The 18,311-nt window shown below is 42.2% G+C and carries 16 protein-coding genes and 1 riboswitch; of the genes, 9 read left to right on the top strand and 7 right to left on the bottom strand.

The window, feature by feature from the left end:
• The first annotated feature begins 56 nt into the window (after positions 1 to 56).
• Positions 57 to 833, top strand: coding sequence for a carbon-nitrogen family hydrolase (locus tag ACRYKC_RS15235; protein WP_433807836.1), 777 nt, complete (start codon positions 57 to 59; stop codon positions 831 to 833).
• Between the two features lie 18 nt (positions 834 to 851).
• On the opposite strand, the gene ACRYKC_RS15230 is transcribed toward ACRYKC_RS15235, so the two are convergent.
• Positions 852 to 1,943 (bottom strand): nitric oxide synthase oxygenase, encoded by a 1,092-nt coding sequence (locus ACRYKC_RS15230; protein WP_433807834.1) that lies wholly within the window; start codon positions 1,941 to 1,943, stop codon positions 852 to 854.
• A 70-nt stretch (positions 1,944 to 2,013) separates the two neighbouring features.
• Positions 2,014 to 3,345, bottom strand: a complete 1,332-nt coding sequence (locus ACRYKC_RS15225; protein ID WP_433807832.1) for a CoA-disulfide reductase — start codon at positions 3,343 to 3,345, stop codon at positions 2,014 to 2,016.
• Between the two features lie 285 nt (positions 3,346 to 3,630).
• Between ACRYKC_RS15225 and ACRYKC_RS15220 the strand changes: the two genes are divergently transcribed.
• On the top strand, positions 3,631 to 4,800 hold the full coding sequence (locus ACRYKC_RS15220) for a pyridoxal phosphate-dependent aminotransferase (RefSeq protein ID WP_433807830.1): 1,170 nt from the start codon (positions 3,631 to 3,633) through the stop codon (positions 4,798 to 4,800).
• 133 nt (positions 4,801 to 4,933) lie between these two features.
• Here ACRYKC_RS15220 and ACRYKC_RS15215 read toward each other — a convergent pair whose 3' ends face one another.
• Together ACRYKC_RS15215 and ACRYKC_RS15210 are read right to left on the bottom strand one after the other, a co-directional pair.
• Positions 4,934 to 6,388 carry an aldehyde dehydrogenase family protein gene (locus tag ACRYKC_RS15215; RefSeq protein WP_433807828.1) on the bottom strand — a complete coding sequence of 485 codons (1,455 nt, stop codon included), beginning with the start codon at positions 6,386 to 6,388 and terminating at the stop codon, positions 4,934 to 4,936.
• Between the two features lie 90 nt (positions 6,389 to 6,478).
• Positions 6,479 to 6,925: a GNAT family N-acetyltransferase gene (locus ACRYKC_RS15210; protein ID WP_433807826.1), complete on the bottom strand. Its 447-nt coding sequence runs from the start codon at positions 6,923 to 6,925 to the stop codon at positions 6,479 to 6,481.
• Between the two features lie 494 nt (positions 6,926 to 7,419).
• On the opposite strand from ACRYKC_RS15210, the gene ACRYKC_RS15205 reads away from it, so the two are divergent.
• Together ACRYKC_RS15205 and ACRYKC_RS15200 are read left to right on the top strand one after the other, a co-directional pair.
• Complete coding sequence (locus tag ACRYKC_RS15205) at positions 7,420 to 8,796, top strand: DUF2254 domain-containing protein (RefSeq protein ID WP_433807824.1); 1,377 nt, start codon at positions 7,420 to 7,422, stop codon at positions 8,794 to 8,796.
• 189 nt (positions 8,797 to 8,985) lie between these two features.
• Positions 8,986 to 9,888: a cation diffusion facilitator family transporter gene (locus ACRYKC_RS15200; protein ID WP_433807822.1), complete on the top strand. Its 903-nt coding sequence runs from the start codon at positions 8,986 to 8,988 to the stop codon at positions 9,886 to 9,888.
• A gap of 22 nt (positions 9,889 to 9,910) precedes the next feature.
• On the opposite strand, the gene ACRYKC_RS15195 is transcribed toward ACRYKC_RS15200, so the two are convergent.
• Positions 9,911 to 10,336, bottom strand: coding sequence for a pyridoxamine 5'-phosphate oxidase family protein (locus ACRYKC_RS15195; RefSeq protein WP_433807820.1), 426 nt, complete (start codon positions 10,334 to 10,336; stop codon positions 9,911 to 9,913).
• A gap of 341 nt (positions 10,337 to 10,677) precedes the next feature.
• Here ACRYKC_RS15195 and ACRYKC_RS15190 point away from each other — a divergent pair, with 341 nt between their 5' ends.
• On the top strand, positions 10,678 to 11,541 hold the full coding sequence (locus tag ACRYKC_RS15190; RefSeq protein WP_433807818.1) for an alpha/beta hydrolase: 864 nt from the start codon (positions 10,678 to 10,680) through the stop codon (positions 11,539 to 11,541).
• 38 nt (positions 11,542 to 11,579) lie between these two features.
• Here ACRYKC_RS15190 and ACRYKC_RS15185 read toward each other — a convergent pair whose 3' ends face one another.
• Together ACRYKC_RS15185 and ACRYKC_RS15180 are read right to left on the bottom strand one after the other, a co-directional pair.
• Entirely contained in the window at positions 11,580 to 11,723 is a 144-nt protein-coding gene (locus tag ACRYKC_RS15185; protein WP_433807816.1) for a hypothetical protein, read from the bottom strand.
• Positions 11,724 to 11,802: 79 nt separating this feature from the next.
• Entirely contained in the window at positions 11,803 to 12,483 is a 681-nt protein-coding gene (locus ACRYKC_RS15180) for a class I SAM-dependent methyltransferase (RefSeq protein ID WP_433807814.1), read from the bottom strand.
• Positions 12,484 to 12,690: 207 nt separating this feature from the next.
• Positions 12,691 to 12,866: riboswitch (cobalamin riboswitch) on the top strand.
• A gap of 140 nt (positions 12,867 to 13,006) precedes the next feature.
• Here ACRYKC_RS15180 and ACRYKC_RS15175 point away from each other — a divergent pair.
• From ACRYKC_RS15175 to ACRYKC_RS15160, 4 genes are all read left to right on the top strand, one after another.
• A complete protein-coding gene (locus tag ACRYKC_RS15175) occupies positions 13,007 to 15,241 on the top strand; it encodes a ribonucleoside-diphosphate reductase subunit alpha (RefSeq protein ID WP_433807812.1) in 2,235 nt (744 codons plus the stop codon).
• 14 nt (positions 15,242 to 15,255) lie between these two features.
• On the top strand, positions 15,256 to 16,293 hold the full coding sequence (locus ACRYKC_RS15170; protein WP_433807810.1) for a ribonucleotide-diphosphate reductase subunit beta: 1,038 nt from the start codon (positions 15,256 to 15,258) through the stop codon (positions 16,291 to 16,293).
• A gap of 220 nt (positions 16,294 to 16,513) precedes the next feature.
• On the top strand, positions 16,514 to 16,855 hold the full coding sequence (locus tag ACRYKC_RS15165) for a P-II family nitrogen regulator (RefSeq protein ID WP_433807808.1): 342 nt from the start codon (positions 16,514 to 16,516) through the stop codon (positions 16,853 to 16,855).
• 30 nt (positions 16,856 to 16,885) lie between these two features.
• Positions 16,886 to 18,280, top strand: coding sequence for an ammonium transporter (locus ACRYKC_RS15160; protein ID WP_433807806.1), 1,395 nt, complete (start codon positions 16,886 to 16,888; stop codon positions 18,278 to 18,280).
• Positions 18,281 to 18,311 lie beyond the last annotated feature (31 nt).

The following is an 18,311-nucleotide window of genomic DNA, read 5'->3' as shown; positions in this document are numbered from 1 at the left end:
AACGTTTCATACAAATGGAATAATCTAACGTAAATGATAGGAACGAGGTGCTCACTATGAAATTAGCGATTGTACAAATGGATATCGCATTTGGCGACCCAGAAACAAATCGATCGAACGCAAAAAAGTATATTGAGAAAGCTGTCAAAAAGGACAGTGAGCTGGTGCTGCTTCCTGAATTATGGACTACCGGGTATGACCTCAGCCGTTTTGAAGAAATAGCTGAAACTTTGGATGGTCCAACTCATCAAATGATTCGCGAGCTTGCTCGTGAACACAACGTCACCATCGCTGGATCTATCGCTGAAAGAGATGGCGGACATTTTTATAACACGTTTGTTGTTTATGATCCTAACGGTGAACGAATTTTGAACTACCGCAAAGTCCACCTCTTCCGTTTAATGAACGAAGAAAAATTCCTTCATTCAGGGAATGCAAAGGGGAACTTCAATCTTGGAGGAGTTAAAGCCGCTGGAGTCATTTGTTATGACATCCGCTTTCCTGAATGGATGCGCACCCACATGCTTGACGGTTCCAAAGCTCTGTTTGTCGTTGCGGAATGGCCTAAGCCAAGGGTGGACCACTGGAGAACATTGTTGATCAGCCGTGCCATTGAAAATCAATGCTTTGTTATTGCATGTAACCGAATCGGTTCAGATGCTGATAATACTTTCGGCGGTCACTCCATAATTATTGACCCATGGGGCAATATCGTTGCCGAAGCCGGCGGCGATGAGGAAATCCTCTATGGAGAAGTTGATTTTGAAGATGTAGAAGCAATAAGAAAACAAATTCCGATCTTTCAAGATCGACGCCCTGGTCTATATGAATAAGCAAAAACCCTTCAGACACTACTCTGAAGGGTTTTTTTCATAAGCTTTTCCCTGGTAAAAGTAATTCGGTGTATCCATCCTGTTTTCATAGGATGAATGGAAAATATGAGTGCTGGCAGGGGAAATGGGCGGAATGAGCCAAGTCCAGTCTCCAGTGGCTTCCCGTCCACATTTACGCTCTTTGTTTTCAAACAACTGAAATTGCTGAGCCGCTGAGTGATGATCGACAATATTCACTTTATCTGCTTTATAAGAATAGATCACGGCCTGGTTTAATTCAATCAACGCTCGATCTTTCCAAAGTGTGGTGTTCCGTTTTGTATTCAGCCCCATAGCTTCAGCAACTACGGGCAAAAGGTTGTAGCGAAACTCATCAGCAAGATTCCTAGCCCCGATTTCTGTTTCCATATACCATCCGTTGAACGGAGCAGCTGTGTAATGAAGCCCTCCGATCTCTAGCTTCATATCGGAAATGATCGGCACCGCATACCATTTTAATCCAAGATTTTCAAACCAGTTGTACACCGGGTGCCTCAAGGTCACTTCGAGAATTTTTTCTTCAGGAATATCAAACCATTGCGGTTCTTTTCCATCAATCTGAAGGACCAGGGGTAAAATATCAAATGAACCTCCTGTGCCTTTCCAGCCGAGGTCCCGACATTTTTTTGTGAATTCCAATGAGGCTGGGTCGCCAATCACTCCTTGATCCGTTTCATACCCTGCATATCTTATCAGCTGATGATTCCATAACCGGATCTCCTGTTCATTACGTTTCGGCCTGAAGATAGAAATCGTTGATCGGATACGTCCGTTATTCGTCGCATAATCAATATGGTCCACTAATGCGTCACGTATATCCTCTTCTTTCTCAAGCTCTCTATGATCAAACACTTTTAGACTGTTCCAGAATAGACGTCCAATACACCTGTTGCTATTCCTCCAGGCCACTTTTGCTCCATATTCCAACTCTTCAAACGTATGGTCATACGTTCCTCTATCATGAATCGACTGATATACTTCAGCCAAGCGATGGTCAACATCTGTTTTTTCCATTTCCTCATAGAATTGGCGGATAAACGATTCAGCTTCTTGGTATAGTTCTTTACTCAAAGCGATAAAGCCTCCTGTATCTTACTGCCTCCCTTCATCCTATCATAGATCTTGTGCCCTTTACTTCGATTTAATCTGCTCTTCTTGCAGCCTGCTGGACAGGATCCCAAACACTGTTGTAGGGAGGAGCATAACCAAGGTCTAAGTCTGCCAATTCATCTACCGTCATGTCATGGTAAAGCGCAGTTGCCAAGACATCGAGTCGCTTATCCGTGCCTAGTCTCCCAATAATTTGCCCTCCGAGAAGTTTCCTGGAATCCTGGTTATATAAAAGTTTTAGCGTCATTGGATCTTCTTTTGAATAGTAACCGGCAGCGTGGGTCGATTCTATCGTCACCTTCTTATACGGCATGCGTTCCTGTTTTGCTTCTTTTTCGGATATTCCTGTCCTCGCGAGTGTTAAATCGAAGAACTTCAAAATCGATGTACCAACAATGCCCTGGAATACCTTACGCTGGCCAATTATGTTTAGTCCTGCAACTCTTCCCTGTTTATTTGCATGTGTGCCTAACGGAACAAAATCTGATCTTTGTTTAATACGGTGGAACTGGGTCGCACAGTCACCCGCTGCGTAAATGTGCAAAATACTGGTTTCCATAAAGGCATTCACTTCAATGGCATCTTTAATTCCTTTAGAAATTCCTGTTCCTTCGAGAAAAGCGGTATTTGGGGTAACCCCTGCAGCGACTAACACAAAATCAGTATTGTACTCTCCTTTATCCGTGACGATTTTTTCTACTCGGCCATCTCCTTGAAATTCTTCGACTGATTCTCCTAATTTTAGCTCCACACCCTGTTTTTCTGCTTCTTCATGGATCAGCTTGCCCATATCCTCATCAAAAATCTTCGCAAGCTGATTTCCTCGGTCGATAATTCTTACATTCTTTCCAATTTGAATCAGACTCTCCGCCATCTCAAGCCCGATATAACCTCCCCCAATGATCGTGACATTTTGCACATCGTGGGAGAGATCATTCATAATATCTTGTACATCAGGAATCGTTTTTAAAGAGAAGATACCTTCTAAGTCACGCCCTTCCCATGGCGGTAAGATAGGATCGGCCCCGGTTGCAATCAGCAGCCGGTCATATTTCTGCTCGAATTCTTCTCCAGAACGATGATTCACGCCGTATACGATTTTATGATCACAATCGACTTTCGTCACTTCGTGTAAGGTGCGTACGTCGATTCCATATTTATCTCGAAACGTTTCTGGCTTCCTGGCAATGAGGTCTTCTGCCTTCTCAACATCCCCACTTACCACATAAGGAAGACCACACTGGCCGTAAGAAGTCACTTCACCTCGTTCGATGGCGATGATTTCATGTCCATCGCTGTTTCTTACCATTTGCATCGCTGCACTCATCCCTGCAGCGTCGCCCCCTATAATAACAATTTTCATCCAAAACACTCCTTCCAAATAGCTCTCTACTCCCATTTACCCTGAAATGGATCCCTTGAAATCTCTAGATTCATTCAGAGTATCTAAGGAGATTAATTCCCGATCTTTTGATCATTGTCACTTTAGGAGTTTTTATTGTTCCTTGTCTCATAGAGATTGTTCCCGTACTTCACACCATTGTTCCTTATCTACCATTCATTGTTCCCTAACGCAGATAGAAAATGTTACACTAGCGATAATATCTTTTTTGTGGGACTTTTCTAAAAATAATAAAGGTGGGGTTCGATGAAGCAATTCACATATTCAGATGCTATGCAGCGTCTTCCAGATCAATTTTTTGCCAAACTAGTAAACAAACTTAACAAACACCTCGAAAAAGGACATGACGCTCTCAACTTAGGTCAGGGAAACCCGGATCAGCCGACACCAGAGCATATTGTAAAGTCTCTGCAATCAGCGGCTGAAAACCCTGTCTATCATAAATACCCACCCTTTCAAGGTTTTGACTTTTTGAAAAACGCGATCGTTGATTATTACAAAAATGAGTATGATGTTGATCTAGACCCAGCGACGGAGATTGCTATTCTTCCTGGTAGTAAAACAGGACTTGTCCAGCTCAGTCAGTGTTTTTTAAATCCAGGGGATGTAGCCCTGATGCCTGATCCCGGTTATCCGGATTATTGGTCAGGAGTCGCCATTGCTAACGGCATCATGGAGCCGATGCCGCTTCTTGAGGAGAATCAATTCCTCCCCGACTTAGAGGCCATAGATGAAGAAACTTTGAAAAACGCTAAGCTGATGTTTTTGAACTACCCGAACAACCCAACAGGAGCGGTAGCGAACCGTGACTTTTTCGAAAAAACGATTGAGATTGCTGACCGTGATGATATTTGCGTCGTCCATGATTTTGCTTATGGGGCCATCGGGTTCGACGGAAAGAAACCACTAAGTTTCATGCAGGTACCAGGGGCGAAAAATGTCGGTATTGAAATTTATACGATGTCCAAAACCTACAACATGGCAGGCTGGCGAGTTGCATTTGCTGTCGGTAATCAAAGCGTGATCAAAGCACTTGAGGACATTCAGGATCATTATTTCTGCAGTCTGTTCGGTGCGTTGCAAGAAGCGTCCGCCACAGCGTTAACTAATTCTCAGGAAGATGTGAGAGAGCTAAATAACACTTATGAAAGAAGAAGAGATTTGCTCGTTGAAGGACTAGAAGAAGCAGGCTATGACGTCAAACCTTGCAGAGGTTCTTTCTTTGCGTGGCTCAAGGTCCCAGAAGGATATACATCCGAGGAATTTGCCGACGCTCTATTAGAGGAAGTCGGTTTGTTTGTCGCTCCAGGCATCGGGTTTGGCGAGCATGGGGAAGGTTTTGTCCGAATCGGACTCAACAATTCTGACGAAACTTTAAAAGACGCGGTCGAGCGATTTAAACGCTTCGCTAAATAAACAGAACAAATACGCAAGCGCCTTGGGGGCTGGGAGTAACTGACCAGCACAAAGTCTCCACAGCCAGAAAAATTTTATATTCTCCTAACCAACAAAAAGCTGTCTCTTATATAAGAGACAGCTTTTTTTCTACTTAAAATGGAAACTCGCGATAGCCGTTCATAACTCCGATCCATTTAACTGTTGTAAACTTATCGAGTGCCCATTCACCGCCGAAACGTCCGATTCCAGATTCTTTTTCACCGCCAAAGGCAACATGAGCCTCATCATTAACGGATTGATCGTTGATATGAATCATTCCTGTTTCTACTCGTTTTGCAATTTCTACTCCTCGATGAACGTTTTCTGTAAACACGGCTCCACTCAAGCCATAAGGAGAACCATTAGCTGTTTTAACAGCCTCCTCTTCACTAGAAACTTTGATCACAGAAGCGACAGGACCAAAGACTTCATTGTGAGCCATCGGCATGTCGTTCGTTACTTCTGTCAAAACAGTCGGCTGAAAGACATTGCCTTCCGCCTCACCTCCTGTGAGTTTTGTCGCTCCCTGTTCAAGAGTTTCACGTAAATCTTCCTGAATACGTTCAACAGCCTCGCTATTAATCAATGGTCCAATAACGGTATCCTTTTCAGAAGGGTCTCCGGCTTTCAAGTTTTCTACTTTCTCTTTGAAAGCTTGGACAAATTCATCATACACAGTTTCTTGCACAATAATGCGATTGAGTGACATACAAATTTGTCCCTGGTGCAAAAATTTACCAAAGGCAGCCGCTTCTACTGCTTTTTCAATATTTGCATCGTCCAATACAATCATGGCATTGTTCCCGCCAAGTTCCAGCGCGGTTTCTTTTATATGCTTACCAGCTAATTCACCAATATGACTCCCTACTTCAGTGGAGCCAGTGAAGGAAATCAACTTCGGCGTCGGATGAGCCACAAACGCGTCTCCGATCTCAGAGCCGCGCCCGACAACAACATTGATCACTCCTTTTGGAAATCCTGCCTCTTCGAATAAATCGGCAATCAAAAGACCGGAAGTGACTGGTGCGTCAGAAGCTGGTTTTACTACGACTGTATTCCCTGTTGCGATGGCAGGTGCTACCGATCTCATTGCTAAGTGGAATGGAAAATTCCATGGACCGATGACACCGATCACTCCTTTTGGAGAGCGATACACTCGATTCTCCTTACCAGGTGTATTGGACGGCAGGATCTGTCCGCTCATCCGAGTTGGGAAAGAAGCTGATTCGCGGATGATCCCTACTGCCGCCTGGAACTCTACTTCTGCTTTTACTAGCGTACTGCCTGCTTCTTTTACAAGCCAGTCGATGATTTCGTCTTTTCGTTCATGAACCATATTCAACAGTTTGTCGAAATAAGCTTGCGCTTTCTGAGGTGTCAACTGCATCCATTCTTTTTGAGCTTCTTCTGCAGCTTTGTATGCTTCATTCAAATCCTCTTCGTTTGCTGAAGGAATCGTGGCGATCGGTTGTTGGGTATATGGATTAACATTTTCAACGTTCTTATCACTTGAACCTGACTTCCATTCTCCATTAATGTATTGTTTCGTAAATGTTTTAGGACTCATGTTTGTTTCCCTCCTACTGAAGTTCATCATACTCCGCTATGTTCCACTGGGTATAATTCTGTAAACGTAGGGAGAACATCCAAGCTATACTTACTCTACTTTCATCAACATATCGACATGTGGAATCCCGTCCTCTAAATAAACCTCTGAAACTTCTTCAAACCCAAAGGACCCGTAAAATTGACGTAAATGTTCCTGACCATGCAGCCAAATATGATCAACTTTCATTTCGTCCCTAAGAATAGAAATTGCTCGGTTCATTATTTGTCTAGCGTATCCGTCTCCGCGCTTTTCTTTTACAACTAAAACCCGTCCGATGGCATAATGTTCTTCCTCTGTTACCGGAGGCACTATGCGGCAATAGGCCACGATTTCTTCGTTTTCCTCAATCCATATATGTAAGGAATCTTCATCCCGTCCATCAATCTCAGGGTAAGGGCATTCTTGTTCTACAACAAATATAGAGACTCTTAGCTTTAGCAGGTTATATAGTTCTTCTTTTGATAGTTCATTAAATGTTTTACGCATCCACTTCATTTGAGTATCATCCTTTTAAATAAATTTAATGTTACTATACTTGAACCTTGTTTGCAGTGGCTAACATTTTATTTCTCACTTCAGCAAAATGGTGTCGGTTTCTTCTCCATCTACCTATTCAACAAAACATAATAACAGTATGTTTGAGGATTCGCTTTCCTGAGTGGGAACTGACGAGCTTCCTCGGGCTACGCCCTGTTGGATCTCGCCTATTTCCTCCTCCCGCGGGAGTCTCACCCTTCCCCAACGCCCCTCTCCTAATGAGGTTCTCGAAATCTCGCTACTTAGGCTCTTCCCCATTGTAGGAAAACGGGTGGAAACGCAGGATTCCCAACATCATCAAACCGCACATGCTTCCTTGTGTTGATAGAAGCTCACTTTGGCATTTCCTAGTCAATCTCTAAATTTATTTTATAAAAATAATATTTATTGTTTAAGTGTAATTTCTAGTGGGAACTAAAACTTTACAATAAAATCATTAAGGAGCTTTAACGATGTTGATCGATCTATTACCTATTTCTCTAAGAAAATACTTTCAAATGTCCAAACGACAACGGAAACATGAAGTGCAATCGGCAATCTGGTACATGCCTCTCTTTTATATTTCAATGTCGATTGTCTTCGTCGCAGCTACTCTAATTCTTGACATGATTGTTGAGTTGGACCAATATACATTTGAGTTTTTCCGAATCAGCGGGGATATTACCCGTATGCTCGTCAGTACCCTCATTGGCGGAATTCTTACACTGAGTGCTTTTACACTCAACTCCCTGCTTGTTGTTCTTACAACGTTCAGTGGGCAATTCTCTCCAAGGATGCTGTTAAACTTTATTTCTGATAGAAGAACCCAGCACGCTCTCGGTATATTTAATGGAAGCTTTGTTTATGTCCTGCTCGTCTTTCTTTTCGTTGGCAACAAAACAAAAGAAGCGTATGTAGCCGTCCCTATTATTACGGTAGCCCTTGCCTTTATCGCTGCTGTAACGTTCATTTATTTCATAAATCACGCTACAACCTGGATGCAGGTTCACAACATTACAGAAACCATGAAACAATCTTCAGAATCCATCATAAATAAGACGCTGAGTGAAGAACTGGAAACGTACCGCACCGAAGAACCAGGAGACTTGATGGAAGATGAACGCGACAGAGAAAAAGGACTGGACTCTGTTGGCTCAGGATATATACAAATTGTCAATTATAAAAGCATGATTGAAGAAGCACGTAAGGATAATATTATTATAAAGTTCCATTCCCAAGTCGGGGATTATATATTAGAAGGAAATCAAATGCTCAGCTACTGGGGCCCTGGTGCTAATCAAGTTGATGAAGCAAAATACTGCCGAATGATTGAAATCGGCCATAAAGAAACTGAACTTCAAGACATTCAAATGGGTATGCATAAATTGGCAGAGATTGCGATTAAGTCCTTAGGAAATGATGACCCTAAAACGGCTTCTGATACGATCTTCCGAATGGCTGAACTTATGCTTACTGTTGAGGACTATATTACCTTTACTCCTTACCTTAAAGATGAGGAGGGACAAGTAAGGCTCATTTTGTTATCCGAGTCCTTTGAATATTATATCTATCGAGGCTTTGGTTACATTCGTCACTATGCCCGTGATAATCATTTAATCATTACAGAACTGATATCTGCCCTTGCTATGGTTGCTGAATCCATCGATCCGTCCAAGCATGATCGAATATGGGAGTTTGCCTGCAACACCTTAGACCATATCGAGCAAGAAATCATCTATAATTTAGATAAAGTTTTTTTACTGAATGCAGTTAAAAAGCTAGCAGATTTAACGGACCATCAGTTTGACTATAACGCGATTGAGCGTCGTTTCTACCCGGAAAAAATATAAGCTCCAGGCTAAGCCTGGGGCTTTAGTTATTCTCCCCATTAAAATAGAGATCGATCTTTATGTAAAAGATAACTATGGTACTGATTTGCTTTATCTCTAAATGGGTAAAGATTATTGACAAAGCCTACTTAATTTCAATAAAATTATATATGAGCATATGTTCATATATTGGATGAGGGGGTTAGAGACATGGGTCATCATCACCATCATCACGCAGACTCTTCAACAGGAAAGATCAAAACCGCGTTCTTCTTAAATATCTGCTTTACGATTATCGAAATCATAGGTGGACTATTAACCAACAGTATGGCCATTCTGTCTGATGCTTTGCATGATTTAGGAGACTCGCTTTCCTTAGGACTTGCCTGGTTTTTGCAGAAATTCTCAAACAAGGATCACTCCAGTGACTTTTCCTTTGGATATAAAAGATTCTCCTTGCTAGCTGCTTTAATCAACAGCGTGGTGCTCATTGTTGGTTCTACATTCATTTTGTTTGAAGCTGTCCCGCGTCTGCTTAATCCCGTCACCCCAAATACAACAGGGATGATGCTGCTCGCGATCCTAGGAATATTCGTCAACGGAGCTGCTGTCATCAAGCTCCAGGGCGGGGATTCAATGAACCAAAAAGTGATGACATGGCACCTGCTTGAAGATGTTCTTGGGTGGGTAGCCGTTCTCATTGTAAGTATCATCATGACGTTTGCGGATGTTCCGATCCTCGATCCATTAGCATCTATCGGAATAACCCTCTACATCTTATACAACGTAGTCCTTAACTTTATTCAGACGATGAGACTGTTTTTAGAAGGCGTTCCCAAAAATATTAATTTGGAAGACATTATTCATAAAATAAATGCCATCGACAATGTTGTCTCCACTCACCATACTCACTTATGGTCGATGGATGGGGAAAACCATGCCTTTTCCACCCACGCTGTCGTTCCTGCAGATGCAGATAAAGAAGAAGTATGCCGTGTGAAAGACCAAATTAAAGAAATCATTCATTCCATACACCTGGAACACGTGACCATTGAAATTGAATATGAAGATGAACCTTGTTCCATTTCGGATCTTCATGAAAAAAGTGACTAGCTTGAGAGCTAGTCACTTTACTTTATAGTTCTAATGTTTCTGGAGTATCCGCATCCGCATTCATCAATCGGATCGCTTCGGGGTATATCTCGAGTACGATGTATTCCGGATCGCCTTTTCCTGAAAACCAACGCTCCATTTGTTCCGTCCATAGCCAATCTTTAATCTTCTGATCATCGCGGATCTTCGCCTGGCCTTCAACTTCGAGGTAGCTGTCTCCATATCCTTCTCCTTCATAACCGATCAGAATATGCACGTGAGGATTTTCATCAATTTCTTCTGCCTTATGAGTTTCTTTGTTTGTAGGGGTATAAAATGTGAACTCATCGTCATTACTGAAGGTCATGTAACGCGAATGTGGCTTGTTTCCTTTTACTGTAGCTAACGTTCCGACTTTATGTTGATCCATGATATGATAAATTTTCTTTCTTAATTCTTCTTGATTCATGATTAATCCCCTTTCGTTTATTGTAGTTTCAGTTTTCCCTCGTCCCTGTAAAATATAAACATTTAAATGTTCCGATTGGTTCCTTCATCCTACGCCACCTTAATTTCCCATAGCATATAAGTGTTCCTTGGTTTCGTAGAGGGTATGATAAGGAAATGAGAACAAAAGCGTAAGCGCCTATTTCGATGGGCTGGGGCTGGGGCTTGCGATGGATGTAGCCTTACGTGGCAAAAAGTTATTCACCCACAAGTAATTATATTATTTCCTATATCATCAGAGCCCTTCAATAACCAGGCCATTTTGTATTAAAATATATATAGCCAAATTCAGGAGGATCTTTCATGACTTCAAGGTTTTACAAAAAGAATAAGAAATTCCTGTCGATAATAATGACTTCCATCCTAATAGGATTGACCATCTTTTTCATTCAATCGACACCAACCCGATCTGAAAATTCTTCAGAGCTTGTTCCCACCATCTTCGTTCACGGCTATAAAGGCGGTCCGATGAGTTTCGGGAATATGATCGACCGGTTCCAAGATTCGAATTGGGGTTCTAAACGGATGGTCGTCTATGTACGTTCAAATGGAGAACTGTCAGTGCGAGGGGGAATTCCGCATAATATGAATCCTATGATTCAGGTTTTGTTTGAAGATGATCGAGCAAGTCTTCAAAGTCAAACCCTTTGGATGCAAAAGGTCATGTCCACCTTGTACGAGAAACATGACATAGAAAAAGCTAACCTCGTCGGCCACTCCATGGGAGGCCTGGCATCCGCAAGCTTCTTGATGAATAACCAACAAGAAGGATTCCCGACCATCCAAAAGCTTGCGGTCATTGCTAGTCCTTTTGAAGGAATTGAGAAACAGGAATACTTCAAGAACAACAACGGTCCTGCCACGGACGATTTAAGGCCAGGTTCGGATGCGTTAGAGTACTTGTTTCAACATAAAGAAGACTTTGACCAAAATGTACAAGTGTTAGCTATCGCTGGAGTGATTAATCCAAATGATTTAGAAAAGAATTATTGGGATGGTCTTGTCCATACGTCAAGTGTTCAAAGTTTAAGCGAAATCGTCCCCTTTGGAAGTTATCAAGAGCATTTAGTATATGGAAAAGCAGCCACTCATTCAGGGTTGCATGAACACCCAGAGGTCGACCACATGCTCGGTGAGTTTTTATGGAACATTAAAAGTCAGCCATAAAATCAAACAAAAAACCAGGACCCCAAATCGGTCCTGGTTTATTTTCGTTGGAAAAATTCAAAGAAATCAAGAAATGCTTGAAACATGACCACAGATTGAAAAGTCAGCAAGCTTAAAGCTGTCAATGAAAAGAAACCAATAAAGATAAACCGCATGGAAAAAATCGCATGTACCCAGGCCATCATTATCCCTCCTCATTGTTTCACTTTATGAGTGATTTAAAATAATCATACTCCCTTTTCTCCAAAAGGCAAGAGTTTTTTATTTTTGAAAGATGAACACCCACATGAATGTAAGCGCCTGTTTCAAGTCATCTGTAAAGTGTTCAATAGCCTCAGGTTCTACTCCCCTTTTGTAAACGCCGTGACCATTCAGAACGCGCCAGCCTGTTTCTTCAGCCATTTTTTCAAGCTCCCACGGCATCATCGTATTACATACAACCTTCTCTCCGTAAACTCTACGATAACTGTTAACTCGCGGCATTGCTGTTGGTCCCAAAATGCCGACACAAAGCTTTCCACCTGGTTTAAGTACACGCTTCATTTCTTCCAAACCTACATAGGGTACCTCTGTCCACTCCAGCGAATTAACCGCCATAAGCCCATCAAAAGATTCATCTTGAAAAGGAAGTTTTGTTAGATCTCCTTGTACAAAAGACAATCTATCCGTTTCTAAACGCTTATTTGCCCTTTCTATCATGTCCTGTGATAAATCAAGACCTGTGACACAGTACCCTTCTTTATAAAGCTTGTAAGCCCCATAACCATCGCCACAGCCAAGGTCAGCGATGTGATTTCCTATTTCTATGTGCTGCTTAATAAATGGAACAATTGTCTTCCGGCTTCCTTCCTCCCACATCCCCTTGCTCTTGGAATTCCAGAACTCAGCCTTGTCATTCCACACTCTTTCAGCCTCTACGTGCCAGTTGAATTGTTCAGTCATTCTTCTCCCCCTCAGTCTTCTGCAATCTCTTAGCTTCTTCAATTATAATGAAAACCAGATGGAAATAAAAAAATTTCTTTGCTTTATAAAGGCGTGACTCGAGGATTTTGCGACCTATCTATAAATCTTATGGATTGCATCTTTGATTCATCTTCGATATGATAACAACACAATATAAGCTAAAAATATTTACATTAACACTATATATAGTATCCGCGAACAGAAGATGCCAATAGGCTTAATAGGGAATCCGGTGAAAATCCGGAGCTGCCCCCGCAACTGTAAGCACTCGCGAAATGGATGATCCACTGTGCAACGTGCACGGGAAGGACCAGAGTAGAATCGAGTGCGAGCCAGGAGACCTGTCTTCGTTCGCAGAAGTTTCAACTTCTTCGGGGATTGAGGAGATGAGACGATGGAATAAAGATCCTTACGTGCCCCTTCTTTATTTCATGGTTTCATCCGCTCAATTGTTGAGCGGATTTTTTTATTTTCGAGAGGGACTACAATAAGGAGTGAAATCATGACTGTAATTACTTATAAACCGAACTGGACGGAAAAGCTTAATGACCTTCAGCAAGTCTTCCCGACTGTAGAATTAAGTCGAATAATAGATAAAATCTCAGGATTGGGCCTTAGTGAAATGAACGAATCGGAACAAGTAAAAGCTCTAATTCTTGAATGCTTATCAGAGATGGATGAAACAGAACCAGAATGGACTTACGTAGCAAGCCGCCTTCACTTAAATCATCTTTATGAGACGTCTTTAAATAACCGAGGACAGGAAGAACCCTACGAAAACTTCTTCCATCTGATTGAAACTATGATTGAAGAAGGCATCTATACACCAAAGATCCTTACATATTACGAAAAGCATGAGATTAAGCAGCTCGAAGCAGCGATTGTGCCAGAAAGAGATCACTTTTTTACGTACATTGGACTCAAGACGCTAAGCGATCGTTATTTAGCTTGTTCCAAATCCAAGGAAACGTACGAATTGCCACAAGAAAGATTTATGATTATCGCGATGATGTTAATGGCTCAAGAAGAAAAAAGTCATCGACTAGCACTTGTAAAGGAAGCGTACTGGGCTTTAAGCCAATTATATATGACTGTTGCCACCCCAACACTTGCGAATGCAGGAAAGCGGTACGGACAATTGAGCTCTTGTTTTATTGACACCGTTGATGACAGCCTCCAATCGATTTACGACAGCAATACGGATATCGCCAACCTTAGTAAACACGGCGGCGGGATTGGAGTGTACTTAGGCAAAATTCGCAGCCGCGGAAGCGATATTCGAGGCTTTAAAGGAGTCTCATCAGGAGTTCTACCGTGGATGAAGCAGTTGAACAATACTGCTGTTAGTGTTGATCAATTAGGGCAGCGGCAAGGGGCTGTCGCCGTATATTTAGATGTTTGGCATAAAGATATTTTTCCGTTTTTAGATAGTCGATTAAACAATGGTGATGAGCGCCAGCGAACCCATGACTTGTTTACAGGCGTTTCCATTCCTGACTTGTTTATGGAAGCTGTCGAAAATCGAGAAGACTGGTACCTTTTCGACCCTCATGAAGTGCGTCATGTTATGGGATTTTCCCTTGAGGATTCTTTTGATGAAAAACGAGGAGAAGGATCGTTCCGAAACAAGTATATGGCGTGCGTTGAACATCCCGAACTATCGAAAGAAAAAGTCCCTGCCATTGAAATTATGAAACGAATCATGGTTGGTCAATTGGAAACAGGAACACCATATATGTTTTATAGAGATGAAGTCAACCGAATGAACCCGAACCATCATGCAGGCATGATTTATTGCAGTAATCTATGCACAGAGATTACCCAAAACCAGCGTCCTACCATTCAGGAGGAACAATACGTTGAGAACGGAAAAATCATTTCAGTGAAATCACCCGGAGACTTCGTCGTATGTAATTTGTCCAGTATCAATTTAGGACGAGCTATTCCTGAAGGTGTTTTGGAACGACTGATCCCAATCCAAGTCCGCATGCTCGACAATGTCATTGATCAAAACACCATCCCTGTTCTTCAAGCTCAATTGACGAACCGGAACTATAGAGGGATAGGGCTTGGAACATTTGGCTGGGCCCACTTGCTCGCTAAGAAGAAAATCGCATGGGAATCAGATCAAGCTCTTGATTATGTCCATGAAGTTTATGAAGCGATCGCTTACTACACCATTGAAGCAAGCAGTGAGCTTGCGCGAGAAAAAGGAAGCTACCCTTTATTTGAAGGTTCAGACTGGGAGACCGGGGACTTTTTCAAAAAGCGTTCCTTTAGCAAGGAAGGCTCTTGGAATTGGGAAGCCTTACAAAGCAAGGTGAAGGAACAAGGGATTAGAAACGGGTATTTACTTGCTGTTGCTCCAAACTCCAGCACTTCCCTTATTGCTGGCAGTACAGCAAGCATCGACCCTATTTTCAAAAAGTTTTATTCAGAAGAGAAAAAGGATTATAAAATTCCAGTCACAGCACCCGATTTGAATTCAGAGACGTATTGGTATTACAAATCTGCCTATGACATTGATCAACACTGGAGCATTAAACAAAATGGTATAAGACAAAAATACGTCGATCAATCGGTTTCCTTCAATCTTTATGTGCGTAACTCCATCCACGCGAAAGAACTTCTAGCTTTGCACATAGACGCCTGGAAACAAGGATTGAAAACGACGTATTATACCCGTTCCACTTCAAGCCAGGGTGAATACGACGACTGTGAAAGCTGTTCATCTTAAAGGAGGCACATCAGATGATTGATATACAAAAAAGAAAACTAGTCGACCATAAGGCCCCGAATGCTTCCACCGGGATTATTAATGGAAGAAGTTCTAACGTGTTGAACTGGGACGATACACGATATTCCTGGGCCTATCCGATGTATAAAAATATGCTCGCTAATTTCTGGATTCCGAACGAAATCAATATGAGCAATGATTTAAAGCAATGGCAGACGCTATCCGACCAGGAACAGGCTTCTTTTAAGAAAATCATAGGACTCCTGGCTTTTCTAGATTCCATCCAGACCGACTATTCCGGCAAGATTGCAGATTATCTCACAGATTCCAGTCTGTCTGCTCTCATGCAAGTCCTTGCTTTTCAAGAGGTTGTTCATAACCAGTCCTATTCTTACGTTCTTTCAACACTCGTGGATCAACAAGAACAGGAAAAGATCTTTGAATATTGGAAGCACGATGAAGTACTAATTGAGCGAAATAAGTTTATTACAGATGGATATGAAGAATTCTCTACCTCTCCTTCTGTCGAGTCCTTTTTAAAATCTATCGTTTACGACGTTGTGCTAGAAGGTTTGTTCTTTTATGCCGGTTTTGCCTTTTTCTATAACCTTGCTCGTAACAATAAAATGGTCTCAACCAGTACCATGATCAATTACATTAATCGTGATGAACAAATCCACGTCACCTTGTTTGCCCGTATATTCAAAGAGACGTTAAAAGAGAACCCAGAGCTTAATGAAGAGGAATACCTTAATTTTGTAAAAGAAACTTTTACGAATGCGGCCGAGCTCGAGATTAAATGGGCCCACCATATTATCGGTGACCGTTTTCCGGGTATTCCGATTCATGATTTGGAGGATTACATTCGTTTTATGGCGAATAAACGAAGCCGCCAGTTAGGGGCTGACAAGCCTTTCCCCGAGTATAAAAAGAATCCATTGAAGTGGATCCGCGCCTATCAAGAGGTTGATGAAGGCAAATCAGATTTCTTTGAACAAAAATCTAGGCAGTACACAAAAGTTTCCGAATCGAATGGTTTTGATGAATTGTAGTTACTATTTATACGCCCAGGTCATCTAAATGGACCTGGGCGTTTTTTTCTCACCTGCTTAAATATTGATCCTATAGTAATTAAAACGGTTTCATGTCAGTTTTCCTTACATAATATCGATTTATACTATTGATTTTTCAGAATATTTACTTTATGATTATATTTATTCATTACTCATTGTGTAAGGAAACCTAACACATGAAACAAGGAGGACTAAATGCATGAAAAAAGTCGAGGCAATTATTCGACCTGAAGCCTTTCAAACACTAAGACAAAACCTGGACCACGTCGGTGTAAAAGGGTTAACGGTTTCAGAAGTCGCTGGCTGCGGACAGCAAAAAGGACAGGAGGGGATTTTTCGAGGCAGCCGTTTTGAAGTGAAGCTCTATCCAAAAGTTAAAGTAGAAATGGTACTGGAAGATCACGAAGTAGAATCGATCATTGATGTCATAACGGATTCATGCACAACAAATGAAGTCGGTGACGGAAAGGTATTCGTCTCAACCATTGATGAAGTTTACCGTATTCGTACTGGAGAATCTGGTAAGTCCGCATTAATCTAATCTATTATTTGGAAGGAAGGATCTTTACTAATGAAAAAAATCATTCCACTGCTCTTATTCGCTTTGTTAGGGTTCCCCGTCGTAGCAAGTGCCGAAACTGCTGTAACTCCTGAAGCTGTCCTTGAATCAGTCGATATGGTCTGGATTATGATTGCCGCTTTCTTAGTCTTCTTTATGCACGCTGGATTCGCCATGGTCGAATCAGGATTCACCCGCTCCAAAAATGCACTTAATATTCTAATGAAAAACTTCATGACAGTCTCCATCGCTTCTGTCCTCTACTTTGTAGTTGGCTACGGCATCATGTTTGGAACTTCCGGTGGAGGAATTCTCGGTTTAGATGGGTTCCTTCTTAGTGGCCAGGAAGATCAAATCGGATTCTTCGTTTTCCAAGCTGTTTTCGCCGCAACCTGCGCTACAATCATCTCAGGCGCAGTTGCTGAACGTATGAAATTAAGCTCCTACCTTCTCCTTACTGTATTAATGACAGGATTTATCTATCCCGTTGTAGGTCACTGGGTCTGGGGAGGCGGCTGGTTGTCCGAATTAGGCTTCGTTGACTTTGCCGGTTCGACGGTTGTTCACTTAACCGGTGCACTTGGAGCCATCGTGACAGTTATGTTCCTTGGACCACGTCTTGGTAAATACAATGGAAAAAACGTCAATGTCATCCCTGGCCACAACATCCCGTTAGGTGCATTAGGTGTATTCATCCTTTGGTTTGGATGGTTTGGTTTTAACGGAGGAAGTACATTAGCCGCAGACCCATCCTTGATTCCTGCTGTCATAGCTACAACCTTGCTTTCAGCATCTGGAGGCGTCATCGGTTCTGCACTTTTCTCCTACGCTAAATTTAAGCAAATTGACGCTTCCTTGACTTTAAATGGAGCGTTAGCCGGATTAGTTGGTATTACAGCAGGTACAGCGAACGTGTCACCAGTGGGAGCCATTATTATAGGCTTGCTGGCTGGAGTCATTCTTGTTGAGGCAGTCCAATTCCTTGATCGTGTCGCTCGTATCGATGACCCTGTCGGTGCCATTGCTGTACACGGCGTATGCGGAATCTGGGGTACCATCGCTGTTGGTTTCTTTTCTGTGGAAGGCGGCCTCTTCTACGGAGACGGATTTGCCTTACTGGGAATCCAGGCTCTAGGTGTCTTAGCTGTGATAGCTTGGACAATGTCCGCTACCACTGTTGCCGTCCTAGTTATTAAAGCAACTTCAGGAACCATTCGCGTTTCCCGACAAGAAGAAATTTCTGGTCTGGACTTTGCTGAACACGGTTCGACTGCTTATGAATCCAGCCGGAGTATCTTTAATGAAAATCCAGGAGTGGATAGCGACTTTGGCGTAGGCCTGCTTCACAGACTCGATCGTCTCGACAGCCAACCCAAGCCAAAGAGCGCACATAAAACCGCGCAGTAGAACCACATTTTCCCACCTCAGGTCATCCAAT

It is taken from the genome of Halobacillus sp. A1-3 (assembly GCF_050971765.1).
Classification (GTDB): domain Bacteria; phylum Bacillota; class Bacilli; order Bacillales; family Halobacillaceae; genus Halobacillus; species Halobacillus mangrovi_B.
Note: the sequence above shows the minus strand (reverse complement) of the source record. Positions and strands in the feature narration are given on the sequence as shown.